The organism is Constantimarinum furrinae (assembly GCF_014295415.1).
GTDB classification, from domain to species: Bacteria; Bacteroidota; Bacteroidia; order Flavobacteriales; family Flavobacteriaceae; genus Constantimarinum; species Constantimarinum furrinae.
This window is the reverse complement of the sequence record NZ_CP052909.1, coordinates 2,294,591-2,319,278: the sequence shown is the minus strand read 5'-3', so window position 1 is coordinate 2,319,278 and position 24,688 is coordinate 2,294,591. Positions and strand designations below refer to the sequence as shown.

The 24,688-nt window shown below is 39.5% G+C and carries 26 protein-coding genes; 17 read left to right on the top strand and 9 right to left on the bottom strand.

The genetic code is table 11. The annotated features are described in order from the left end of the window. Positions 1-17: 17 nt before the first annotated feature. A complete protein-coding gene (locus tag ALE3EI_RS10645; RefSeq protein WP_233279956.1) occupies positions 18-629 on the bottom strand; it encodes a GNAT family N-acetyltransferase in 612 nt (203 codons plus the stop codon). Between the two features lie 5 nt (positions 630-634). After that, the gene (locus ALE3EI_RS10640; protein WP_186988492.1) at positions 635-2,485 is read right to left on the bottom strand and encodes a DNA topoisomerase IV subunit B; all 1,851 of its coding nucleotides are present in this window, start codon (positions 2,483-2,485) and stop codon (positions 635-637) included. Positions 2,486-2,703: 218 nt separating this feature from the next. Between ALE3EI_RS10640 and ALE3EI_RS10635 the strand changes: the two genes are divergently transcribed. Further along, positions 2,704-3,525, top strand: a complete 822-nt coding sequence (locus tag ALE3EI_RS10635) for a phosphatase PAP2 family protein (protein WP_186988489.1) — start codon at positions 2,704-2,706, stop codon at positions 3,523-3,525. A 110-nt stretch (positions 3,526-3,635) separates the two neighbouring features. Here ALE3EI_RS10635 and ychF read toward each other — a convergent pair whose 3' ends face one another. Continuing rightward, on the bottom strand, positions 3,636-4,730 hold the full coding sequence (ychF, locus tag ALE3EI_RS10630) for a redox-regulated ATPase YchF (protein WP_186988487.1): 1,095 nt from the start codon (positions 4,728-4,730) through the stop codon (positions 3,636-3,638). Between the two features lie 198 nt (positions 4,731-4,928). On the opposite strand from ychF, the gene ALE3EI_RS10625 reads away from it, so the two are divergent. After that, complete coding sequence (locus ALE3EI_RS10625; protein ID WP_186988485.1) at positions 4,929-5,411, top strand: hypothetical protein; 483 nt, start codon at positions 4,929-4,931, stop codon at positions 5,409-5,411. A 44-nt stretch (positions 5,412-5,455) separates the two neighbouring features. On the opposite strand, the gene ALE3EI_RS10620 is transcribed toward ALE3EI_RS10625, so the two are convergent. Together ALE3EI_RS10620 and ALE3EI_RS10615 are read right to left on the bottom strand one after the other, a co-directional pair. Next, positions 5,456-6,253 (bottom strand): alpha/beta hydrolase, encoded by a 798-nt coding sequence (locus ALE3EI_RS10620; protein WP_186988483.1) that lies wholly within the window; start codon positions 6,251-6,253, stop codon positions 5,456-5,458. 1 nt (position 6,254) lies between these two features. After that, positions 6,255-7,115: an alpha/beta hydrolase gene (locus ALE3EI_RS10615; RefSeq protein WP_186988481.1), complete on the bottom strand. Its 861-nt coding sequence runs from the start codon at positions 7,113-7,115 to the stop codon at positions 6,255-6,257. A gap of 217 nt (positions 7,116-7,332) precedes the next feature. Between ALE3EI_RS10615 and ALE3EI_RS10610 the strand changes: the two genes are divergently transcribed. Together ALE3EI_RS10610 and ALE3EI_RS10605 are read left to right on the top strand one after the other, a co-directional pair. Then, complete coding sequence (locus tag ALE3EI_RS10610) at positions 7,333-7,869, top strand: hypothetical protein (RefSeq protein ID WP_186988479.1); 537 nt, start codon at positions 7,333-7,335, stop codon at positions 7,867-7,869. A gap of 72 nt (positions 7,870-7,941) precedes the next feature. Next, a complete protein-coding gene (locus ALE3EI_RS10605) occupies positions 7,942-8,481 on the top strand; it encodes a hypothetical protein (protein ID WP_186988477.1) in 540 nt (179 codons plus the stop codon). Positions 8,482-8,562: 81 nt separating this feature from the next. Here the strand turns inward: ALE3EI_RS10605 and ALE3EI_RS10600 are convergent, their stop codons facing one another. Beyond that, a complete protein-coding gene (locus tag ALE3EI_RS10600; RefSeq protein ID WP_186988475.1) occupies positions 8,563-8,913 on the bottom strand; it encodes a 4Fe-4S dicluster domain-containing protein in 351 nt (116 codons plus the stop codon). A gap of 64 nt (positions 8,914-8,977) precedes the next feature. Here ALE3EI_RS10600 and ALE3EI_RS10595 point away from each other — a divergent pair, with 64 nt between their 5' ends. The 8 genes from ALE3EI_RS10595 (at position 8,978) to ALE3EI_RS10560 (ending at position 16,278) form a co-directional block, all read left to right on the top strand. Then, positions 8,978-10,039, top strand: a complete 1,062-nt coding sequence (locus ALE3EI_RS10595) for an acyl-CoA reductase (protein WP_186992354.1) — start codon at positions 8,978-8,980, stop codon at positions 10,037-10,039. A 69-nt stretch (positions 10,040-10,108) separates the two neighbouring features. Then, positions 10,109-11,176 (top strand): 3-phosphoserine/phosphohydroxythreonine transaminase, encoded by a 1,068-nt coding sequence (gene serC, locus ALE3EI_RS10590; protein WP_186988473.1) that lies wholly within the window; start codon positions 10,109-10,111, stop codon positions 11,174-11,176. Positions 11,177-11,234: 58 nt separating this feature from the next. Beyond that, on the top strand, positions 11,235-12,191 hold the full coding sequence (locus ALE3EI_RS10585; RefSeq protein ID WP_186988471.1) for a D-2-hydroxyacid dehydrogenase: 957 nt from the start codon (positions 11,235-11,237) through the stop codon (positions 12,189-12,191). 43 nt (positions 12,192-12,234) lie between these two features. Beyond that, positions 12,235-12,867: a DUF937 domain-containing protein gene (locus tag ALE3EI_RS10580; RefSeq protein WP_186988469.1), complete on the top strand. Its 633-nt coding sequence runs from the start codon at positions 12,235-12,237 to the stop codon at positions 12,865-12,867. Positions 12,868-12,988: 121 nt separating this feature from the next. Next, positions 12,989-13,396: a DUF6146 family protein gene (locus ALE3EI_RS10575; protein ID WP_186988467.1), complete on the top strand. Its 408-nt coding sequence runs from the start codon at positions 12,989-12,991 to the stop codon at positions 13,394-13,396. Further along, positions 13,393-13,695 (top strand): DUF6787 family protein, encoded by a 303-nt coding sequence (locus tag ALE3EI_RS10570; protein ID WP_186988465.1) that lies wholly within the window; start codon positions 13,393-13,395, stop codon positions 13,693-13,695. Before ALE3EI_RS10575 ends, ALE3EI_RS10570 begins: the two co-directional genes overlap by 4 nt. Further along, entirely contained in the window at positions 13,695-14,021 is a 327-nt protein-coding gene (locus ALE3EI_RS10565) for a hypothetical protein (protein WP_186988463.1), read from the top strand. Before ALE3EI_RS10570 ends, ALE3EI_RS10565 begins: the two co-directional genes overlap by 1 nt. Before the next feature lie 43 nt (positions 14,022-14,064). Next, entirely contained in the window at positions 14,065-16,278 is a 2,214-nt protein-coding gene (locus tag ALE3EI_RS10560) for a TonB-dependent receptor (RefSeq protein ID WP_186988461.1), read from the top strand. Between the two features lie 26 nt (positions 16,279-16,304). Here the strand turns inward: ALE3EI_RS10560 and ALE3EI_RS10555 are convergent, their stop codons facing one another. Genes ALE3EI_RS10555 through msrA form a run of 3 tightly spaced genes read right to left on the bottom strand, consistent with a single transcriptional unit; the run spans position 16,305 to position 17,805 of the window. Next, a complete protein-coding gene (locus tag ALE3EI_RS10555; protein ID WP_186988459.1) occupies positions 16,305-16,613 on the bottom strand; it encodes a hypothetical protein in 309 nt (102 codons plus the stop codon). Between the two features lie 50 nt (positions 16,614-16,663). Beyond that, positions 16,664-17,263 (bottom strand): GTP cyclohydrolase I FolE, encoded by a 600-nt coding sequence (folE, locus tag ALE3EI_RS10550; protein WP_186988457.1) that lies wholly within the window; start codon positions 17,261-17,263, stop codon positions 16,664-16,666. Next, complete coding sequence (gene msrA, locus ALE3EI_RS10545; RefSeq protein WP_186988455.1) at positions 17,263-17,805, bottom strand: peptide-methionine (S)-S-oxide reductase MsrA; 543 nt, start codon at positions 17,803-17,805, stop codon at positions 17,263-17,265. The genes folE and msrA overlap by 1 nt, the downstream gene beginning before the upstream one ends. A 359-nt stretch (positions 17,806-18,164) precedes the next feature. Here msrA and ALE3EI_RS10540 point away from each other — a divergent pair, with 359 nt between their 5' ends. From ALE3EI_RS10540 to ALE3EI_RS10520, 5 genes are all read left to right on the top strand, one after another. Continuing rightward, complete coding sequence (locus ALE3EI_RS10540; RefSeq protein ID WP_186988453.1) at positions 18,165-20,591, top strand: DUF5916 domain-containing protein; 2,427 nt, start codon at positions 18,165-18,167, stop codon at positions 20,589-20,591. A 43-nt stretch (positions 20,592-20,634) separates the two neighbouring features. Beyond that, positions 20,635-21,294 carry an ABC transporter ATP-binding protein gene (locus ALE3EI_RS10535; protein ID WP_186988451.1) on the top strand — a complete coding sequence of 220 codons (660 nt, stop codon included), beginning with the start codon at positions 20,635-20,637 and terminating at the stop codon, positions 21,292-21,294. Beyond that, complete coding sequence (locus tag ALE3EI_RS10530; RefSeq protein WP_186988449.1) at positions 21,295-22,059, top strand: TIGR02757 family protein; 765 nt, start codon at positions 21,295-21,297, stop codon at positions 22,057-22,059. It begins immediately after the preceding gene. 148 nt (positions 22,060-22,207) lie between these two features. Beyond that, entirely contained in the window at positions 22,208-23,368 is a 1,161-nt protein-coding gene (locus ALE3EI_RS10525; RefSeq protein WP_317172950.1) for a sensor histidine kinase, read from the top strand. Positions 23,369-23,461: 93 nt separating this feature from the next. Next, positions 23,462-24,658, top strand: a complete 1,197-nt coding sequence (locus ALE3EI_RS10520) for a sensor histidine kinase (protein WP_186988445.1) — start codon at positions 23,462-23,464, stop codon at positions 24,656-24,658. Positions 24,659-24,688 lie beyond the last annotated feature (30 nt).

The following is a 24,688-nucleotide window of genomic DNA, read 5'->3' as shown; positions in this document are numbered from 1 at the left end:
CTAATCAATTTATGGAATTATTCTTTTATTTTATCAAGCAACATATCGGCTACATTACCTTCCCATTCGTTTCGTAAAATACTTAGTACAATACTGTCTCGTCTTCCTCCTGGACTTACACAATTACTTCGCAAAACACCCTCTTCCTTGCATCCTATGCTTTTCATAGCGGCGATACTTCGTATATTCAAATTGTCTGCTCTAAATTCTATACGCTCAAAACCTCTGGTGTTAAACGCAAACTCCAACAACAGGTATTTACAATTCTTGTTTAATCCGGTTCCCTGAAAGTCTTTCCCATACCAAGTATATCCCAGACTAAGGGTTTTGTGATACAGATCGATATCATAAAAACGGGTGCTCCCGGCATATGCATTGGCTATTTTATCAAAAACAATAAAGGGATATTCCTTCTTATTCTTTCTTCCCGAAATTGCAAGTTTCAAGTACTTTTTCAGGTTTTCTTTTCCTCCACCCTGAATTAGCGAATAGCGCCATAATTCCGGCTCATTTTCAGAAAAGACAAGTAAATGCTCCATGTCTTCTGCCACCAAAGGGCGAAGCAACACATTCTTGTTCTCAAGAACATAGTCTGCATCAAAATCGAATGAGCATATACTGTTTTCCAAGGCGATCAATCTTCAACTTTATCCAGTTCAACTTTAAGGTTTTCAATTATAAATTCCTGACGATCGGGTGTGTTCTTACCCATATAAAAAGAAAGTAGCTCTTCTATGCTTAACGCTTTGTCCAGCATAACCGGGTCCAATCGCATATCACGACCTATAAAATGCTGAAACTCATCCGGCGAAATCTCACCCAATCCTTTAAAGCGGGTGATCTCAGGCTTTGGTTTTAATTTTTCAATTGCCGCTAATCTTTCTTCTTCGGAATAGCAATAGATCGTTTCTTTTTTATTTCTTACTCGAAATAATGGCGTTTGCAGTATATAGAGATGTCCTTCTTTAATGAGTTCGGGAAAGAACTGAAGGAAAAAGGTGATTAATAATAACCGAATGTGCATCCCGTCGACATCGGCATCCGTAGCGATCACTATATTGTTGTATCGAAGATCTTCCATGGTCTCCTCGATGTCGAGCGCCGCCTGTAGCAAATTGAATTCTTCGTTTTCATACACAATCTTCTTGCTCATCCCGTAGCTGTTCAACGGTTTTCCCCGCAAGGAAAAAACCGCTTGGGTGTTCACATCCCTGCTTTTGGTAATACTTCCACTTGCCGAGTCTCCCTCTGTGATAAACAACGTGCTTTCTAACCTGCGATCGTTTTTCATATCACCCAGATGCACCCTGCAATCGCGTAATTTCTTGTTGTGTAAGCTCGCCTTTTTAGCGCGTTCCTTGGCCAGCTTTCGAATTCCCGAAAGCTCCTTGCGCTCCCGCTCTGCCTGCATGATCTTACGCTGTATCTTTTCAGCCGTCTCCGGATTCTTATGCAGGTAATTATCTAGGTTCGTTTTTACAAAATCATTGATAAACGTTCGTACCGTGGGTAATTTCCCACCCATATCGGTAGAACCCAATTTGGTTTTCGTCTGACTCTCGAAGACGGGCTCCATCACCTTTATACTAATGGCCGAAACAATGGATTTTCGAATATCGCTCGCTTCGTAATTCTTTCCGTAGAATTCTCTAATCGTCTTCACAAGACTCTCTCTGAATGCCGCCTGATGCGTTCCACCCTGAGTGGTGTGCTGCCCGTTCACAAAACTGTGGTATTCCTCGCTGTACTGCGTTTTGCTGTGGGTCATGGCTATCTCAATATCCTCACCCCTAAGGTGAATGACGGGGTAAAGCATGTCCTCTTTAGACATATTGTCTTCCAGGAGGTCTTTCAATCCGTTTTCTGAAACAAATTTTTCTCCGTTGAAGTCGATGGTCAATCCCGGATTGAGATAGACGTAGTTCATCAACATCTTTGAAACATATTCGGTTCGGTACTTATAATTCTTAAAAATACTTTCATCCGGAATAAAGACAACCTTGGTTCCCTTTCGCTTCGTAGTGTCTTCTATATCGGGACTATTTTTTAATTCTCCCAGCTCGAATTCGGCGGTTTTCATTTGGTTGTCCCTTACCGATTCTACTTTAAAATAAGCCGAAAGTGCATTTACCGCTTTCGTACCTACCCCGTTAAGTCCAACCGACTTCTTAAAGGCTCTGGTGTCATATTTTCCACCAGTATTCATTTTTGAAACCACATCCACTACCTTACCTAGCGGTATCCCGCGTCCGTAGTCCCTTACCTTCACTTCTTTATCCTTAATTCGGATCTCAATGGTCTTACCTGCTCCCATGACAAATTCGTCAATACAGTTATCGATCACTTCTTTAAGCAAAATATAAATTCCATCATCCGGTGAAGAGCCATCACCCAACTTCCCGATATACATCCCGGGTCGCATTCGAATATGTTCTTTCCAATCGAGTGAGCGTATATTATCTTCGGTATATTCTGTTTGAGCCATAAAGTCTTGTGAATAGTGGATAAATATAGAATTTCGAGTACAAAATTGAAACCCCGAACGCCTAAAGTAATTAACAATTGGAAGCCGCTAATTGTTAGTAAGATTCGGAAAATTTCTTCAGTAAAACGTTAAATTGGATTCAAAATTCTTCCTTAAAATTCAATTAAGAAAACGTTAAATGAAAATGTAACTGAAATCTCTTCATCTATATTTGGGTTATGAAAAAATACATACTACTACCCGCCTTTTTATTAGTCTTTATATGTTCGAACGCTCAGGAATCCGACTCGCCTTATCAGCTGGACTGGACCACTGATGCTATCTGGACCGGCCTTGGTCTTGCCGGTAGCGCCGGAGGTTTGCTTCTTATTCAGAATAAGGATGATATGACCATGGAGGAATTTAACAACCTCAATATCGATGATATCAACGGTATTGATCGCTGGGCTGCCGGAAACCATTCTGAAAGTGCCAGTAATCTTAGCGATATTCCATTTGGAATTTCCTTTGCTACTCCATTTGTATTCCTATTCGATGATAAAATGAATGACCATACCGGACAAATTGCCGTCCTGTATCTGGAGACATTGGGTACTACGGCTACCATGTACACCCTTACGGCCGGGTTAATAGACCGTTCACGTCCTTATGTCTACGACGACAGTGGAGACACCCCGTTAGAAAGACGACTTTCCAATAACGGTCAGCGTTCCTTCTATGCCGGTCACGTTGCGGCTTCAGCGGCTGCGACTTTCTTTGCAGCAAAGGTTTACAGCGATTTTAATCCCGATTCACCTGCAAAACCTTGGATCTGGGCAGGAGCTGCCACAGTTCCTGCGGTTGTAGCCTATCTGCGTATAGAAGCTGGACAACATTTTTTAACCGATGTAACGCTTGGATATGTTCTTGGAGCAGCTACAGGAATACTCGTACCCGAACTGCACAAAAAGAAAAATGACAATATCTCAATTTACCCTGTTAGCGGTGAAAGTCGCACTGGAGATCGATATAAAGCGATGACGATGCGGATTACGTTTTAGTACTTTGAATGGTAACTTCATAAAAGCAGAAGTTGTTGGATCAATGGAGTGATGTGCGATCCATAATTGTTATTACAATTATGCCTCACGCCTCACTTCTCAATTAGTTATTAAACATTAAAACGGAAGTGCATTACATCACCATCCTGTACGATATACTCTTTACCCTCAACGCTTAACTTTCCGGCTTCCTTAACCTTGGCTTCACTACCCAGAGTTTCGAAATCGGAGTACTTTATAACCTCTGCCCTAATAAAACCTTTTTCAAAATCGGTGTGAATCACACCTGCGGCCTGAGGCGCAGTAGACCCCACAGGAATGGTCCATGCGCGAACTTCTTTTACTCCTGCGGTAAAATAGGTTTGAAGATTTAATAATCGATAGGCTCCTCGGATAAGTTTTGCCGAACCGGGCTCTTCCAGTCCTAGATCTTCCAAAAATAACTGACGTTCTTCGAAAGTTTCCAGTTCGGTGATATCGGCTTCAGTTCCAACAGCGAGCACCAGAACTTCGGCATTTTCATGGGCTACAGCCTCTTTTACCTTATCTACATAGGCATTTCCGGTAGCAGCAGCACTTTCATCAACATTACACACATACATCACAGGCTTATCGGTTATAAACTGCATCTGATCGATATAGTCTTCCCGCTCAGAAGGAGTTAGCTCTATAGCTCTCACAGAAATTCCGGATTCAAGTCCCTTGAGCACTTTTTGAAGTGCTGCTTCTTCTTTTTGAGCCTCCTTATTACCGGTTCGAGCAGCGCGTTTTACTTTTTCAAGCTTTTTTTCGGTGGTTTCAAGGTCTTTTAACTGTAGTTCTATATCGATGGTTTCCTTATCACGAACAGGATCCACACTTCCGTCTACATGAACTATATTATCATTATCAAAACACCGGAGTACATGGAGAATGGCATCGGTTTCACGAATATTGCCCAGAAACTGATTTCCAAGACCTTCGCCCTTACTCGCTCCCTTTACGAGTCCGGCAATATCGACGATCTCTACTGTAGCGGGAACAACTCGCTCCGGATTTACCAATTCTTCAAGTTTCACCAGGCGTTCATCGGGAACATTAACTACTCCTATGTTCGGCTCTATGGTACAAAAGGGAAAGTTTGCACTTTGCGCTTTTGCATTAGACAGACAATTAAACAGGGTAGATTTCCCTACATTTGGTAATCCTACTATTCCGGCTTTCATATTCGGGTTTTTAACGAAGCTTCCGTTTTATTTTGCTTCAGATATTAAGGCTGCAAATATACATTTTCAGAATAGAAAAAACAGAATATGAATCGAGTGATTTTTCAGAAAAAATAGGAAAACATTTGCACTGTATTGGCAATAGATTAACAACAAAATCCGTAGGTTTATACTTAATAATCTAAAGAACCAATACGTATGAAAAATTTAATGTTAACCGCATGTGCAGTATTATTTAGTTTAGCTGCAGTCAATGCTCAGGTGAATAAAGATATAAACGAAACGACAACGGTAAAGAAGGTAACCAAAAAGGATACTAAAGTAGAAACCGTGGTGGTTGCCGAGACCGAAACCGAAGAAGGTATCATTGAAGTTGAGGGTACCGACGAACAAGATCAGAATTCGGATGTAAAGGTCAATAAGAAAGACAAAGTTGAAGTTGTTGATAATTCTACCAATATCGATGCCGAGAATGAAGCAAAAATGAAGGCTATAGAAGCCGAAAAACAGGCACAACTGGAAGCTTCAATCAAAGCAGAAAAAGCCAAAGCAGAAAGAGAACGGCAAATACTTCTCGAAAAGAAGAAGGAAATGGAGCGGCAGTTGGAAGAACAACGGAAAAAACTGGAACACCGTCCAAAAGGAATGGCAAAATTAAAGAAAGGTGACGACGGAAATTAACCGCAACAGCTTTTTATAAAATCACCCGGCAAATGCCGGGTTTTTTATTGCAATGCATTTTGAATTGCCGTGCTATAGGTATCAAAATTTATAAGATCATTATGTCCGCCTCCTTCAATGGTGACTAAAGTCCGGGGTTTATTCGAAATGGAATTGAATAATTTTAAACCCGACTCGTAAGGAACTACACCGTCGGCTGTACCGTGTAAAATCGTAACAGGGCATGAAACACTCTTAATAAAAGTCGAGGATGGAAAACGATATTTTAACAACTTACTCACCGGAAGGATCTTAAATTTGTCCTTTACCAGATCGGTAAGCGAATAAAACGGTGTTTCCAGGATCAATTGAGAAGGTTCATTCTCAGAAGCGATCTTAGTGGCTATGGAAGCGCCCAGAGAGCGACCGTAAATGACAATATTTTCTTCAGAAAAATCTTCTTTTGCCTTATCATAGAATAATTGCGCATCGCTATAAAGATTCTTTTCGGTTAACTTCCCTGTACTCTTGCCATAGGTCCGGTAATCCATTACTAGTACGTCATAATGAAATTGAAGAAAAAAAGAACAAATCTCGCCCCATCGTTGCAGGTCGCCGGCATTTCCGTGATAGTATACGATCATACCCTTTGGATCTTCGACCTTTAAATGCAGGCCGTTTAGCCGGGCTCCATCGTTAGATTCTATGAAGAATTCAGTAAATGGAACATCCAGAACATATTGATGGTCCTGAGGCAAGGGTGTAGGCTGAAAAATGATCTTTTCCTGAAGCAGGTATATTCCCATAATAAAAAGTAAGGCGGCCGAAAATATAAAAAGTACAAGTTTTATAACGCTTTTCATTCTAATTTCCTGCCGAATGTTTTACTCCTAGACTTGTGGATTCAAGATCGATCTTCTGTGGCTCTGAAGTGATGATCTCGCCCAACATTCTGTGATAGGATTCAAAATTGTTTAAATTTTTATGACCGCCGCCGATAATGGGATATAATCGAGTGAGCTTCGGTTTAATCTGAGATAATTTTACACTGGTTTTAAAGGGAATAAGATTATCCTTCGTTCCATGTATGATATGAACCGGGCAGTTTACATATTTCAGCCATTTATATGTAGGCATGGGGTAGCGCATAATGATAGAAAGTGGCATAAATGGCATGTATCTGCCGGTAACTTTGGTAAGGCTGTAATAAGGAGCATCCAGAATAAGCATTTTGGGATTGTTCATTGAAGCGAGTTTGGTTGCAAATCCTGAACCCAATGAACGACCATAAAGAATAATATACTTTTCGGCCACCTGCTCCCGTATCTTGTCATATACATATTGAAGATCTCTTTTAATCGCTTTTTGGGAACGCTTTCCACTACTTTTACCAAAGCCCCGGTAATCGACCATGATCACATCGTAGCCATGTCTGGTGAAATCAACAGCAAATTTGCCCCACCCTTTAATACTCTTAGAATTTCCCTTTAAATATAACACAACGCCTTTGGGATGTTTCACACAAAAGTGAAGTCCGTTTATCACTGCCCCATCTCGGGTTTCGAGGTTGTATTCTTTAACTACTTGATTTTCATAATAGAACTCATAATCTCGAGGTAATTTTTCAGGTTTAAACAAAAAATAATCCTGTACATAATACAAGACTATGCTTATTACAATATATACCACGAGTATCCAAATAACTATGTGTAACCAAGTAGGCATGTCATACGGGATTTGATCTAAATGTACAAAAATAAATAAAGGCGCTTCTGCAGCATATTGATCCTATACTACCCGCTTTTAAGAGTAATTATGTTAAAAAGTGTTAATCAGAGAAAAGATTAATAAAGACTTATAACTGTCTTAAAACAATTTAACTCAGTCTCTGGGTACATTTGATCGTATTAAATTTTAAACCAAGCATTTAAACCTAGATATTATGAAAAGGATACTTTTAATTTTTGCGTTAACAGCCTTTACAACGGCTGGTTTTGCACAAGTAGAAAACGAGAAAAAAGAAACAGTAGTTACCAAAACTACCTCTAGTGATGACAAGGGAAAATCTGTTAAAATAAAAGAGGTTACCAGAACTGAAGTTCAGGACAAGGCGCTCACTAACTATGATGGTAAGCACGATTTTAACACGGTAATGCTTCCCACAAAGGTAAATACAGATGTGGACTACGATTACGACGGTGTAGTGTATCGCTTTAAGCCTGTAAAACCAGGATATGCCATTGTAAATTTAGATGGAAATGATGAGTATGCGAGAATTTATCCGTCCAGTCAGCCGGGATATTATATCTATACCAGAAATGGGAAAAACTCATTCGGATATTTTAATCAGGATGGAGATTTTGTGGTAGAAGCTTATGATCCCGACAATGACGGGGTAATGAATTATGTATACAAGATCGACATCAAGGATCCTAATCTTAAAAAGAAACTGGATAAAATGAATAAGAACAATAAATAAACCCAAAAGGCAACCTTATTGGTTGTCTTTCAATAAATAGTCTAATAATCTTAACTTTAAAAACATCTAATTATGAGAAAATTAATTTTAACAGCGCTGTTACTTGCTTCGGGAAGTATGCTATTTGCGCAGGAAACTCAAACAGAGAACGAGAAAAAGGAAACAACGGTCACCAAAACTACCGTAAAAGATAGTAAAGGTGTGGATGTTCAGACCAAAGAGGTCACTAAGACAGAGACCCAGGATATGGCATTAAAGAACTTCGACGGAACGCATAATTTTGATACTCAAATGCTGCCTACCAAAGTAAACACCGATGTAGACTTTAGTAACGACGGGGTGACATATAGATTTGCTCCAAGAGAAACCAGCGGTTATAATTTAATGACCTATGCCGAAAACGATGTAATGACGCCTTATGCTACCCTGCGTCCTTCGTCTCAGGCAGGATATTATATATTAACTCAGGATGGTGTAAGTTCATTTGGATACTTTAATCAAAATGGAAACTTTGTGGTAGAGAGTTACGATCCGGAAAGCGATAGTATTGTAACTACGCTATATACGCTTGATGTGAAGACTAAAACGACCATCAAAAAGAATAAGATGTAATAGATCTTAATCCCCACAAAAAAGAAACCCTCCGGTATTTTCAATTGAAAATCGGAGGGTTCTTTTTTATGCTTTATGGTGTTATTCTTTATGCATAAAGGACTGTTTAGCCAATAAGGTTTCTTCACTTTCTACGTGATCCTCATCCGGGACACAGCAATCTACCGGACAAACAGCAGCACATTGAGGCTCTTCATGGAAGCCTTTACATTCGGTACACTTATCGGGAACTATATAATAAATTTCATCACTTACAGGCTCCTGAGTCTCATTGGCATCTACCTGTTTTCCATTCGGAAGTACTACAGTTCCCTCCAGATCTGTTCCATCTGCATAACGCCAATCATCGGCACCTTCGTAGATTGCCGTGTTAGGGCATTCGGGTTCACAGGCTCCGCAATTGATACATTCATCTGTTATTATGATTGCCATAGGTTTTTCTTTTTCTAACTTTGCCGCAAATTTAATGCCTATAAAGGGCAACTCCAAACTAAGTATGCAATTACAACAAAGAATTAACGCATTTGCTACCTTGGGTTCATTTTTAGGACAATTTGCTTCGGAAGGCGCTATTAAAAATCCGCAAATTCCTGCAAATGAGTCATATTTTGAACGTATGCTTCAGCAATTGCAATCGGCAAAAGATCACAACGGCTGGTTTACTCGGGACAATCTGCGCTTTGCGTGTGCATCCTGGTCTGAAGCCCTTTCCGAAGAAAACTTGAAAAAGTGGACCTCGAAGTACAATTTTAAGAATGGTGCCCCAAAGACGATAGCCGTGATCATGGCGGGGAATATTCCTTTGGTGGGCTTTCACGATTTTATATCGGTCCTCATCTCCGGCAATCAAATCCTTATAAAACAATCATCCAACGACGATCAGATACTACCACTGCTTTCAGAATATCTGCAAATTATTGAACCCCAATTTCAGGGTAGGATAACGATCACTAAAGATAAATTGAGTGATTTTGACGCGGTGATCGCGACAGGAAGCAACAATACCGCAAGATATTTTGATCATTATTTTTCGAGATATCCGCATATCATTAGGAAAAACCGTAATTCGGTTGCTGTATTAACAGGTGGTGAGACCCCGGCACAACTGCAAGCTCTGGCCGATGATATTTTTACGTACTTCGGACTCGGTTGTAGAAACGTTTCTAAATTGTTTGTCCCGGAAGACTATAATTTTGATGATTTCTTTAATGCCGTATTTGAGAAAAAGGACATTATTCAGCATAATAAATACATCAATAATTACGATTACAACAAGGCCGTATACCTCATGAGTGGGATCCAATTGCTGGATAATGAATTTCTGTTACTGAAGGAAGATGCGAGCTACTCCTCGCCTATTTCTGTTGTCTTTTATGAATATTACAGCGATACGAAGTCGCTACGTGACAAGCTTGCCGCGAATTCTGAAAGGATACAATGTATTGTATCAGATTCTGGAATATCGAACGAAATTAACTTCGGCAAAGCGCAAACGCCACAGTTGTGGGATTATGCCGATGGTGTTGATACTCTGGACTTTTTGTTGAAACTATCTTGATAAATTATCATTTAATTAACCCTAATTCCTGTCATATTTTACATCTTTGCAACTTGAAATTTCCTATTTATGAAAAAGCATAATTTTAGCGCCGGGCCTTGTATCCTGCCTCAATCCGTTCTGAAAAAAGCTTCTGAAGCGGTAATTAATTTTAACGGTCTGGATCTTTCGTTGATCGAGATCTCTCATCGAAGTAAAGATTTCGTCGAAGTTATGGATTCGGCTAGAGCGCTGGCACTGGAGCATTTAGGACTTCATAATAAAGGGTATCAAGCACTGTTTCTGCAAGGAGGAGCCAGTATGGAATTCTTAATGGTTGCTTACAATCTGCTTGAAAAAAAGGCAGCATATTTAAATACCGGAACATGGGCCGACAAGGCTATCAAGGAAGCAAAGTTATTTGGAGAGATAGTTGAAGTAGCATCATCTAAAGATCAAAACTTCAATTATATACCTAAAAATTATTCTATTCCTGCAGATGCTGATTATTTTCATTGTACGAGCAATAACACCATCTTCGGAACTCAGTTAAAACGGTTTCCTGAAACCGATGCCACATTGGTGTGCGATATGAGTAGTGATATATTTTCAAGGGTGTTGGACTTCTCTAAATTCGATCTTATCTACGCAGGTGCTCAGAAAAACATGGGACCGGCCGGAACAACGCTGGTTGTTATTAAAGAATCTATCCTCGGTAGGGTTTCCAGAGCAATCCCATCTATGCTGGATTATAAGGTACATATAGCGAAAGAAAGTATGTTTAATACTCCGGCAGTTTTTCCGGTCTATGTTTCTATGCTTACCCTTCAGTGGCTCAAAGATATGGGGGGAATTCCTGCCATTGAAAAAATTAACAACCAAAAAGCCGATCTCTTGTATTCTGAAATAGACAGAAACCCTTTATTTAAAGGATTTGTCACCGAGAACCAAGACCGGTCTAATATGAATGCCACCTTTAATCTTACCAATGAAGCCGTAAAAGATTCATTTGATGCGATGTGGAAGGAAGCAGGCATCAACGGTCTTAACGGACACAGAAGCGTAGGCGGATACCGGGCTTCGATGTACAATGCCTTACCGCTGGAAAGTGTTCAGGTATTGGTAGATGTGATGAAAGAATTAGAGCGCAAGTCATAGGTACCCACAAATTAATAGGAATAAGAAATAAAAAAGAACATAAAAATTTTATCTGAACATGAAAGTATTAGCCAACGACGGAATCTCAAAAAGTGGAATTGAAGCTCTTGAAAATGCAGGTTTTGAAGTTATCACAGTAAGTGTTGCACAAGAACAGCTTATCAATTATATAAATGAGAACAATATAGACGTTATTTTGGTTCGTAGCGCGACACAGGTTAGAAAGAACATAATCGATGCATGTCCAGGTCTTAAGATCATTGGTCGCGGAGGCGTGGGAATGGACAATATTGACGTGGAATACGCTCGTGAAAAGGGATTGAAAGTGATCAATACACCGGCAGCCTCGTCTGCTTCTGTAGCTGAACTGGTTTTCGCACATCTATTTGGTGGCGTTCGCTTCCTCTTTGATGCAAACCGTAATATGCCGTTGGAAGGAGACACCAAGTTTAAAGAGTTAAAGAAAAGCTATGCTTCGGGAAGAGAATTAAGAGGTAAAACCATTGGTATTATTGGTTTCGGAAGAATTGGTCGCGAAGTGGCTAAGATCGCTCTGGGCTGTGGTATGAAAGTTATCGCGAGTGATAATCACGTAGGTGAAGCAGACATCACCCTCGATTTTTACGACGGACAGGAGATCACATTAAAAATAAAAACAGAGCCTGTTTCAGAATTGATCAAACACAGTGATTTTATTACGCTTCATGTTCCAGCACAGAAGGATTATATCATCGGAAAGACCCAAATAGAACAAATGAAGGATGGTGCAGCTATCATAAATGCTGCCCGTGGTGGGGTAATCGATGAAAAAGCACTAATAGAAGCTTTGGAAAGCGGAAAGTTATCTTTTGCTGCCCTGGATACTTTTGAAGAAGAACCCACCCCGGCGCTCAAAGTCCTTATGAACGGAAACATTTCGTTAAGTCCTCATATTGGAGCTGCTACTGCGGAGGCTCAGGATAGAATTGGAACCGAGCTCGCAGAGCAGATCATTAATATCCTGGAAAAAGTATAATAGCGTTTAGTAAATTGAAAAGTCGAACCAAAAAGATAACAAGATGGCAGGTATAATGGATTTATTAAATAGTGATCTGGGAAGACAGATCGTTAGCGGAGTAAGTAACGAAACTCGTCAGCCGGAGGATAAAACCGCTTCGGTTGTCGCAATGGCAATACCGCTTTTAATGGGAGCCATGAAACGAAATGCCAATACTCCTCAAGGTGCCCAAGGTTTAATGAACGCTTTAAATAATAAACACGACGGAAGCATACTGGATAATCTTGGCGGACTTTTTGGCGGAGGTGTTAATGAGGATGTGAAGATCGATGGTTTGGGAATCCTTGGCCATGTTCTGGGAGGTTCACAGGATAATGTTGTGGGCGCTTTATCTAAAAAATCGGGTATGGATAGCAACTCAGTAATGCAGATCCTAACCGTACTGGCTCCTATTGTTCTTGGATATCTTGGAAAACAACAACGTCAAAAAAGTATAAAATCTCAAGGTGCTTTAGATGGCCTTCTTGGGGGGATGCTAGGTGGTGGTAGTACATCACAACAAAAACAACAATCGCTAATTGAAAGCTTACTCGATGGTGATGGTGACGGTAGTGTTGTGGATGATATCGCCGGAATGGTGTTGGGTGGAGGCTCTAAGAAAGGCGGACTGTTGGGAGGACTTTTTGGCCGATAGTTTAAAAATGAAGTCGTGATTTATAAACCATCTGAACTATCGGGTGGTTTTTTTGTTAAAGCTGCTGAAAATGATATGTTTTGGTTGTTCTATTTTGTAAATTTATGGAAAACAGCACGCAATGAAATATTTAATTTTTGTTTTAGGAATTTCACTCGGCATTTACAGCTGTAACTCAGGAAAAGCAACGATGAGCTCGGCCGAAGATATGAGTGAAATGAAAAATGACACTATACGTATTGCTAACGAAGAACTGGAGTACGAGATCATAATTTTAGAACAGGGTTTCGATCGCTACATGAGCACACAGCCACCGGAGAGCTATTATTCTGTGACCTTCTTAGAACGTAAGAATCAGTTTTATGTGATGGAATACAACCGCCGTGTTCAGGATATAAAATACAGCCGAATTTTATACCCTCAAACTATAGAATACAATCCGAATATCCGATACGGTCTGGAAGTTAATTATCTTCTATATCACTATTTTCAGTTTTTTGAAACTAAATACAAACAACGACTCCTTTGAAAAAATTAAAAGAACGCTGGAACATCGAGACTAACTGGCAATTAATGATTATTTTTGTGGTGTTCGCCGTTACCGGCAGTACATCGGCCAAATTCGCAGGTCCGACTACAGATTTCTTCGGCATCACTAAAGAAATGGGCTGGTATATTTATTGGCCGTTTAGGATACTTGTCATTTTTCCTTTATATCAGGTTTTGCTGGTATTTTTTGGATGGTTGTACGGACAATATGATTTTTTTTGGAACTTTGAAAAGAAAATGCTTAGAGCAATGAAATTAGGATTTCTAATTAAAAATTAATGACGCAAAACGAGAAAATAAATAAGCTATTTATTACTTTTTTCCTGATCGGAATACTGCTGTTCCCTTCTGCAGTTCAGGTTATTCACAGTGTTGAAGGCCATGAGCACAATGTTTGTTCCGATTTTTCTACGCACGTACACGAAAATAAAACAGATTGTGAGCTTTGTCATTTTCACTATGCTCCTTTTGAATACCGTTTTTCTGCTATTACCGAAGGTGTTGAGATATTCACTATAACGGCTTTAGACAGCAATTACCAATTCCTTTCCGGTAACTTCACAGCTCCCAATACCCCGTTGCGGGGTCCTCCGGTTCTTTCCTGATCCCCGGAACACATATTATTTAACTTAAAAAAATCAGGAAAGTATGAAACTTTTTAAATTCATGCTCTTGGGACTTATCTGTATCCCAATTGTACATGCACAAAATTCTTTAACAGGTACGATAACAAATGCTGAAACCAATGAAGCCTTAATGGCTACCGTTTATTTGCCATCTTTGGAAAAAGGCACGGTTTCAAACTTAGACGGTGGATATACCATTACAAATATTCCAAACGGAAATTATACTGTCATATTCAGTGCGCTGGGTTTTGAAACGGTTTCTCGCAAGATCAGTTTTTCAGAAGGAAACACGATACAACTGAATATGGTGCTGGCCGAAAGCGCTGTAGAAATGGATGCAGTGATCATCTCGACCCCTTTTCACAAACTTCAGCGTGACAATGTCATGAAGGTCGAACGCGTATCGACCGAAATGCTCAACCGATCGGGGGCTATAACAATTTCTGAAGGCATATCGAATATTCCCGGGGTCTCTGCCATTAGCACCGGAACGGGTATCAATAAGCCCGTTATTAGAGGGCTTAGCAGTAACAGGGTGCTTACTTATACCCAAGGAGTGCGCCTGGAGAATCAACAATTTGGAGATGAACACGGATTGGGTCTTAATGGCTTCGGAATAGAAAGTGTGGAAGTCATAAAAGGTCCGGCCTCCCTGCTTTACGGAAGCGATGCCCTTGGAGGAGTGCTTTATCTAAATCCTGAAAGTTTTGCCGCCGCCAACTCAACCAATGCAGATGCCGAAACACGTTATTTCACAAACACTCTCGGCAGTAGCAGTTCTGTAGGATTGCGAACCTCATCGGAAAAATTCAAGTTTTTAGTTCGCGGTTCGTACAGTACTCAAAGTGATTATAAGACCGGCGATGACCAAAGGGTGACCAATAGCCGTTTTCAAGAATACGACTTAAAATCGGGCTTGCAGTATCAGGGCGATATAGTTCGGTCAACGCTACGGTATAATCTTAACAGTGCGACTATTGGGATTCCGGAAGAAATAGGCATTCAGACTACTTCCAAAGATAAAGCCGGTCCATTTCAGGAGATTGACAATCATGTGTTGAGTTTGGAGAACAATATCTTTCTGAATAATTCCAGTCTGGATCTAAAGGTGGGGTATCTGTTTAATGACAGGAAAGAGTTTGAGGCTTTGGATGAAGATGCCGAACTCCGCCTGCAGCTGAACACCTTCAATTATGATCTTAAATACAACCTTCCCGATCTGGGAAAATTTGAAACCATAGCCGGAATCCAGGGCTTGTTTCAGGAAAATAAGAATTTTGGTGAGGAAGTGCTTATTCCGGATGCTACCACAACCGATTTCGGACTATTTGGAACTACCCACTTACATTTTGAAACGATTGATCTACAGGCCGGATTGCGGTATGATTTCAGAAAAATAGACAGTGAAACCATGGGAACGGCTGCAGAAGGAGATCTTATTGAGGGAATATCGAGAACCTTCAATAGCTTTAATGCGGCTCTGGGTGCAAAATGGGATGTTGATGAGAATACATTAATACGATTAAATTTTGCAAGTGGTTTTAGAGCTCCTAATCTTGCCGAACTCACATCAAATGGTGTTCATGAAGGTACCAATCGGTACGAAATTGGGAATCCCGATCTCAAGAACGAACAGAATTTCCAGACCGATCTTTCTATTGAATACGGAAACGAACATTTTGAATTATTTGCTAATGGTTTCTATAATGTGGTTAGTGATTATATTTTTGTCTCTCCAACCGATGAGATCATCGACAATACGAATGTTTTCAGATATGTCCAGCAGGATGCGGTTTTATATGGTGGGGAAGTCGGACTTCATTTACACCCTCACCCTTTAGATTGGCTGCATTTGGAATCCACTTTTGAAACAGTAACGGGCACATTGCGCAATGATGATCCCTTACCACTAATACCGGCAAATTCATTGAAAAACACCATTAGAACTGAATTTGAAAGAGGAAAAGTATTTACCAACAGTTCGGCATTTTTAAGTTATGAAAACGTCTTTAAACAATCTCGTACAGGTCTATTTGAAACACCAACCGGCTCTTACAACTTACTAAGTGCAGGAGCAAATGGTACGCTTCTTCTTGGATCCATTGAACTCGATCTGGGAGTCACAGTTTCAAATCTTTTGAATGAGACTTATGTGGCCCATCTGTCGCGATTAAAAGCAGACGGTGTCCCTAATATTGGGCGGAATGTGCTGTTAAGACTTAAAGCAACCATATAAAAAAAGCCCCTTTTCAGGGGCTTTTATCATTTTACTACTTCTACTTCAATGGTCTGTGGCTTCGGTGCCTTTTGGCTCGAGAATACATAGGTGTAAACCCACATAAGGGTAAACGTTGGGATGAAATCGGTCATCGGGATCAATTCTTCTATAAAAACGATCACTGAGGCGATCTTACCATTCGTTCCTTTGTACATTTCGCTCATTTTTTTTGCTGCAATGGGTGCCCATATTAGATCTAAAAAAGGACCAATTACCGGAATTGCCATTGTGGCCATACCTACAAGGTCATATAAAATTCCTTTTCGGAGCAGTGTATATTTTGAAGTTGTCATATCGTTCGCTTTACATTATACTTTGTGTAACGCAAAAAACCTGCCAAAAATTATGACAAGTCACTACTAATAAGCTTGAGAAATTCATTTCTCGTTTCGATCTTTTCAAATTGTCCTCTAAAGCCTGAGGTGGTCGTTAAACTGTTTTGTTTCTGTACCCCACGCATCATCATACACATATGCGCTGCTTCAATCACTACTGCTACGCCTTTTGGCTTTAACGTATGGTTTATGCACTCCAGAATATCGTGTGTGAGTCGCTCCTGCACCTGTAATCTGCGTGCAAATACATCGACCACTCGCGGGATCTTACTCAAACCAACGATATGTCCGTTAGGAATGTATGCGATATGAGCCTTTCCAAAGAAAGGCAACATATGATGTTCGCAAAGAGAGTATAATTCCACATCTTTGATGATCACCATGTCGTTGTAATCTTCAGCGAACATGGCACTTTTGAGTATTTGTTCAGGATCCTGACAATGTCCGGAAGTTAAAAACTGAATTGCTTTAGCAGCGCGTTCAGGAGTTTTTAATATTCCTTCACGACTTATATCTTCGCCAACTCGTTCAAGGATATCGGCGTAGTTCTTTTTCAGATCATCTGTAACGTGGTGATCGTATTCTTCAAAAAATTTATATGATGCCATTAGGTTGTTTTAAGTTTTTCTGAATAATATTTTTTTACTTTTTCGAGCTTCGGACTAATTAGAAATTGACAATACGGTTGTTCTCGATTATCGTTGTAATAGTTTTGATGATTCTCTTCAGCCTCATAGAACACATCAAATGACTCAAGTTGCGTTACTATAGGTTGGGAAAATACCTTCTTTTCTTCTAGCAATTTTATAAAAGCCGAAGCCTTTTCTTTTTGCGCTTTGGAAGTATAAAAAACCGAACTTCGGTACTGAGTACCTATATCATTGCCTTGCCGATTAAGTGTGGTAGGATCATGCGTAGCAAAAAATATTTCTAAAAGTGTTTCATAAGAAACCCGATCACTGTCGTAAGTGATCATAATTGCTTCAGCATGTCCGGTACGTCCTGAACATACCTCCCGATAAGCAGGGTTCTTTATGTGTCCGCCGGTGTATCCGGAGATTACCTCTTCAACCCCGTCAATTTGTTGAAAAACAGCTTCGGTACACCAGAAACAGCCTCCGGCGAATATGGCTTTTTGTTTAGTGCTCATGTTTAAAACGAAATTACAATTAAATTAAAAGTCACCTGACTTTGTGTTGGTTTTAACTTTTTATTAAGAACAGCGCGGTAATAGAATCTTAGTTTTGTCTTTACATTCATCATCAATCATCAATCATCGAAATGCCCTTCGGTAATATCATATCCTTTTCGAATTTTAAATCCATAGGCAATGCCTATAAATACAATGCGAAAAAAAGGTTATTGATTTATATAATCTTTCAGAAGACAACCCGTTACTTAGACGAAGTCTTAAGGTTTGCATTACTCTTTAGGCACAAACATTTTTTATCCTCTGTAACAATTAAAAATTTTCAGTGTCCTTATAAAAACACTATTAGTACAACCTCAATGAAATATATTGTTCTGTCTATACTTATCGCTGTATCGGGCAATTTAATCGCCCAGGAAAAGAAAACCTTACAAATAAAACGGGTTACTGAGGCTCCAAAGATTGATGGGGTATTAGATGACCCGGCATGGGAAGGTGTCGATGAGGCAACCGACTTTACGCAATTCAGACCAGAAATGGGCGTAAAAGAATTGGATCACCAGAAGACCGTTGTAAAAATGGTGTATACCGATAATGCCATATTCATTTCGGCTTACCTGCATGATAAGCCCGATAACATCATGAAGCAATTTACAAGTCGTGATAATTTTGGTCAGGCAGATTTCTTTTTGGTAGCAATCAATCCCAATAATGATGCTCAAAATGATACAGAGCTATTCGTTTTTAGTTCAGGTACACAGGCAGATGCGATCGCTTCGCCCAGTACCGGTGAAGATTTTGGCTGGGATGCAGTATGGGACAGCGCAGTGAAGATCGTTGACGACGGTTGGATCGTAGAAATGAAAGTGCCATATGCAGTATTGCGTTTTTCGAACAACGAAGTTCAAACCTGGGGAATACAGTTTCACAGAAGATACCGCAGAAATAACACTCAATATTCCTGGAACCCAATAGATAGAACGAAGGGTAATATTGGCCTGTATCACGGCGAATTGGTTGGCATTGAGAACATTTCTCCCCCTACTCGCCTATTCCTTTATCCGTTTGCTTCCGGTCTTGTAAAGACTTTTGATGGTGAAACCACCAACGATTTTAGCCTTGGACTTGATGTGAAATACGGGATCACTGAAAATTTTACACTGGACGCTACCCTCATTCCCGATTTTAGTCAGGCGGGATTCGACAATGTACGATTAAACCTAGGTCCGTTTGAACAGCAATTTTCTGAACAACGCCAGTTCTTTAAGGAAGGAGTCGATCTTTTTACCAAAGCGAACCTCTTTTACTCGAGACGAGTTGGAGGAAGACCTTCTACCTTTCCCCAAGTGAACGACTCGATTGAAGAAGTTAGCGAATACCCCAAAAAGGTCAACCTGTTGAATGCGGTGAAAGTTTCAGGGCGAACAAAAAACGGCCTTGGAATTGGTTTTTTTAATGCGATAACCGAAAAGACATATGCAAAAGTAAGAAACCTAAATACTGGAAATACACGGGAAGAATTGGTGGAACCTTTGGCCAATTACAACATACTCGTGGTCGACCAACAATTTAACCGAAATTCTTCAGTAAGCCTAATTAATACTAGTGTAATTCGGGATGGAAATTTCAGGGATGCCAATGTTACCGCTGCGGTGTTCGATATAACCAACAAAACGAACAAATGGAATGTAGATGGTGCGTTAAAGGTGAGTAACCTCAATTTGGAGGAAGGAACAAAAACCGGATTCAGTTCTTCACTGGAAGTAGAAAAAGTTAGCGGAAAATATCGCTATGGAATTGAAAATTCAATAGCCGATAAGGAGTATGACATTAATGATATGGGAATCCTTTTCAGAAATAATTATAACAATTTCAGAGCCTTTGGCTCCTACAGGATCTTTGAACCAACTGAAAAGCTGAACAACTTCGATATCTATATGTATTTTAATTATGATATGCTCTTCAAACCGAATACATATACCGGAAAACAAACGGGTATAAGCGTTTATGCGCAAACCAAAAAGCTCTGGGAGTTTGGTGGAAATATTAACTTCGATATAGGTAAGCAACACGATTATTTTGAGCCCAGAACCGAAGGGCGGTTCTTTACATTTCAAAATATTTACAACAATAATATTTGGTTTAATTCTAACAATGCGAAACGCTTCGCTATGTTCGGAAATGCCGGATTCGTTACCTTATTCGATAAAGAAAGGGATCTATTTAGTTATTGGATTGGTATGGGACCCCGAATGCGTTTTAATGATAAGTTCTCATTAAGCTATTCGTTTAACTATGAAGACGGGACTGGGAGTCGCGGGTTTGTGACCAATATTGGGGATGACATCATTTTTGGGGAACGCGCACAAAATACCATTGTAAACAGTTTATCGGGAAGTTATAATTTTAATTCTTTTCATTCGCTTAATCTTACATTCAGAAATTATTGGGCAACGGTAACTTATGACAATGGGCTTTTTGCACTTCAGGAAGACGGTACCCTGTCCAGGGAGGACAATTATACGCTGGCCGATGTTGATGATCCAAACGTAAATTTTAATACCTGGAATTTCGATTTCAGATATTCATGGCAATTCGCTCCCGGAAGTCAGTTGAGCGCATTATACCGAAACTCCTTATTTAATTCTTCAACCGCATCAACAGAAACTTACTTTAACAGTGTTGAAACACTTTTTAAACAGCCCATAGAGCATGTATTTTCATTGAGATTGGTGTACTTCATCGACTATAATAATGTGAAGTCATTGTTTAAAAAGGATTCATAATAATTGTGATAAAAATAGTACTTTCGCTATCAGTTCATTTTTTATGATAGAAGCAAAAAATATTCACAAATTTTATGACGACCTTCATGTGTTAAAGGGAGTTGATCTGCATATAATAAAAAGTGAGATCGTATCTATAGTCGGGGCTTCAGGAGCAGGAAAAACTACGTTACTCCAAATTATTGGCACACTGGATACTTTTGACGAGGATAAAGGTTCCTTACAAATTAACAATACCAAAATTGCACGTTTAAAACGGAAAGAACTAGCTAAATTCAGAAATGAGAATTTGGGTTTTATATTTCAGTTTCATCAACTATTACCTGAGTTTACCGCGCTCGAAAACATTTGCATCCCGGCATTCATAAAAGGAGTTTCCAAGTCTGAAGCCGAAAAAAGGGCAAAAGAATTGTTGACCTTTCTTGGATTATCACACAGGGAAACACACAAACCAAACGAATTATCGGGTGGTGAACAGCAGCGAGTAGCGGTTGCAAGAGCCTTGATCAACAACCCTTCTATTATTCTGGCCGATGAACCCAGTGGCAATCTCGATACCGAAAGTGCCGAAAACCTGCACAATCTGTTCTTTAAACTTCGGGACGAATTTGGACAAACCTTCGTGATCGTTACTCATAATGAAGAGCTGGCCGAAATGGCCGATCGAAAACTTACCATGCAGGACGGAAAAATCATCAAATAGATGCATTTCACTGACTTAAAAGAATTTCTTGACGAGAAGGTTTCACTGTATAACAACTCTAATTTTATTGAAAGTGATCCCATTCAAATCCCACACCGATATACAAAAAAGGAAGATATAGAGATTGCAGGATTTCTTACCGCTATCATTGCCTGGGGAAACCGAAAAAGTATTATTACGAATGCGTTACGACTACAAGATCTAATGGGAAACTCACCTTTCGATTTTGTGATGAGTTATAGCGAAAATAACCGGCACCACCTTAATGGTTTTGTACATCGTACTTTTAATGAAACCGATCTGGATTATTTCCTTCAATCCCTGCGAAATATATATGAAACTCATGATGGTCTTGAGGCTGTCTTTAAAGCTAATGCCGAAGAAACTACACTGCAACCCGCTATACATCACTTTAAGAAAGTTTTTTTCAGCCTTCCTCATCCTCTGCGAACCCAAAAACACATTAGCGATCCCTTTAAAAATTCTGCAGCCAAAAGAATTAATATGTACTTGCGCTGGATGGTTCGTCATGATGCTGCAGGAGTTGATCTTGGTATCTGGAAATCAATATCACCGTCCCAGCTTTCTTGTCCGTTAGATGTGCACAGTGGCACTGTTGCTCGTAAACTGGGACTCATTCACAGAAAACAGAATGATGCAAAAGCGCTGTTGCAATTGGATAATAATTTAAGAACACTCGACCGTGCCGATCCGGTGAAATACGATTTCGCTTTATTTGGTCTAGGCGTATTTGAAAAATTTTAATTTGCCAATTAACATTTTATTAAGATTTATAGCAAAAAGATGTATCTTTACTTTATATCCTACTAAAACTGTAGGAAAAACCTAACATAAACTAAAAGGAGACTACAACTTGATTACACCACCCTTACCTGTTAACGAAAAAGATCGTTTGGCAGCTGTAAAAGAATACAATTTACTAAATACCCTCCCCGAAAAAGATTTTGACGTTATTACCAAACTTACAGCTAGCATTTGTAAGGTACCAATTTCACTGGTTACTTTACTGGATTCGGACACAAACTTTTTAAAATCTCATCACGGAATCCCCTTTAATGAATCTCCTAGAGATATTTCATTCTGTGGCCATGCCATTTTGGACGATTCTGATATTTTTATAGTTGAAGATGCCCGAAAGGACGAGCGTTTTCATGACAATCCGCTCGTTTTAGAACATCAGGCAATTTTTTATGCAGGTGTTCCGCTTCGGAATGAAGAGGGTTATCCATTGGGCACCTTATGTATTTTTGATACCAAGCCCCGCACTCTAGATGAAACTCAGAAATCGGCATTGCACGCTCTAGCTTATCAGGTGATCAACCTGTTCGAAGCGCGAAAGCGAAATAATGAACTAAGAAAAGTAAGGCAAGCGCTAGAGGCCCAAAATCTGGAATTAAAGAATTTTGCCGGAATCGTCTCACACGATATGAAAATGCCTCTGGCAAACATGATTGTGACTTCCGATATTTTAAAAGTGAAATATGGGAAGCAGTTGGATTTTCAGGGCCGAAAATATCTCGATTATTTAAAACAATCATCCTTTACCCTTAGTGAGTATATCACAGGCCTTTTGGAGCATTATGAAAGTGAAAAACTGGTGTCAGCAAATTCCGAACGTTTTGATATTCACCATTTGCTCGAAGAAATCGTTGACCTGTTGAATATAAATGTGGATTGTGAAATTAATCTTCCCGAAAACAATGTTGAACTACATTGTAGCCGTGCGGCCTTAGAACAAATTCTTCTAAATCTTATAGGGAATAGTTTAAAGTATAACGATAAGGAAAAAATTGTTATAGATATTGATTGTTGGAAAGACAAAGATTTTTATTATTTCAAACTTTCAGATAATGGAATTGGGATCCCAAAAAACAAACAAAAAGAGATCTTCGATCTGTTTACTATCGTGGGTAATCTGGATCGCAATGGAAAAAAAGGCAACGGCATCGGACTTTCTACCGTAAAGAAGCTTATAACTGGGTTAGGCGGTGATATTAAAGTTTCCTCGAAAGTAAATGAAGGCACAGTTTTTGAATTTACTATTGCGAACTAATTACCTCTGTACGCTTATTATTTAGCTGTTACATTGTAAAAATCCTGACTAAAAAAAATCCCAACGCTTACGTTATTCGTAAGTATGCTTTATATGATCTCCCCCAATCTCCCCCATAATGAAGTCAGACGTCTGGCTGAAGTAAAAAAGTATAAATTATTAGATACTCCTCCCGAGGAGGACTATGACAATATTACGACCTTATTGGCAACTATTTGTGATACTCCCATCGCTTTGATCACTTTGCTGGATAAAGACAGGAACTATCTTAAATCCAGATATGGAGTTACCATTTCAGAGTCGCCGAGAGAGCTTTCTTTTTGTGGACATGCCATATATGAAGATACAGATCTGTTTATTGTAGAAGACGCCAGAAAGGATATACGTTTTAAGGACAACCCGTTAATAAAAGAGCACGGTACGGTATTTTATGCCGGAGCCCCCTTAATTAACAGTAATGGCTATGCGCTAGGGTCGTTATGCATTTACGATGTCAAACCAAGAGTTCTTTCAACCATTCAAAAAAATGCACTTCTGCTCCTTTCTAAACAGGTTATAAAACTTTTTGAATTACACCGAACCAATGATTCGCTGCACGAAATGCAGGAACAAATGGCTATGCGAAACCGAAACCTGAATTCCTTTGCCAACGTCGTTTCTCATGATCTGAAGTCACCATTGGCAAATATTACCATGCTCTCCAGACTTATTCGGGATGAAAACAAGGAAAATCTTAATCAAGAAGCGCTCAGCAATTTCGACCTGATAGAAGAATCTTCCGAAACGCTTAAAAACTATATTAACGGTATTCTGAAATTTTACAAATCGGAAGAATTACTCGAAGAGCAAAATGAAGACGTTTCGATTTATGAAATCTGTTCGGAAGTAAAAGAAATGCTTATTCTAAACGATAAAGAGTTCAGCTTTCCAAAATACGGGATGCTATTAAATGTAAACAAACCGGCAGTTACGCAAATTATATTGAATCTTGTGGATAATGCGTTTAAATACAATGATATCGAAAAGTTACACGTTGATGTTTCATTTTCGGAAGACGAAGACTTTTACACCATAAGTATTGAAGATAACGGAATAGGAATCGAAAAATCGGTACAGGAGGAAATATTCGATATGTTTAAAACTACGGGGATCAAGGATAAGGACGGTAATTTTGGAACCGGAATTGGCCTGGCAACAGTACAGCAACTTGTGAAAAAACTTGGGGGTCGCATTCGAGTTAATTCCGATCTCGGAAAAGGAAGCTGTTTTACCTTTAGTATAAAGAAGTAGTAATAATTGATGTCCGTTTTATATCTTTGA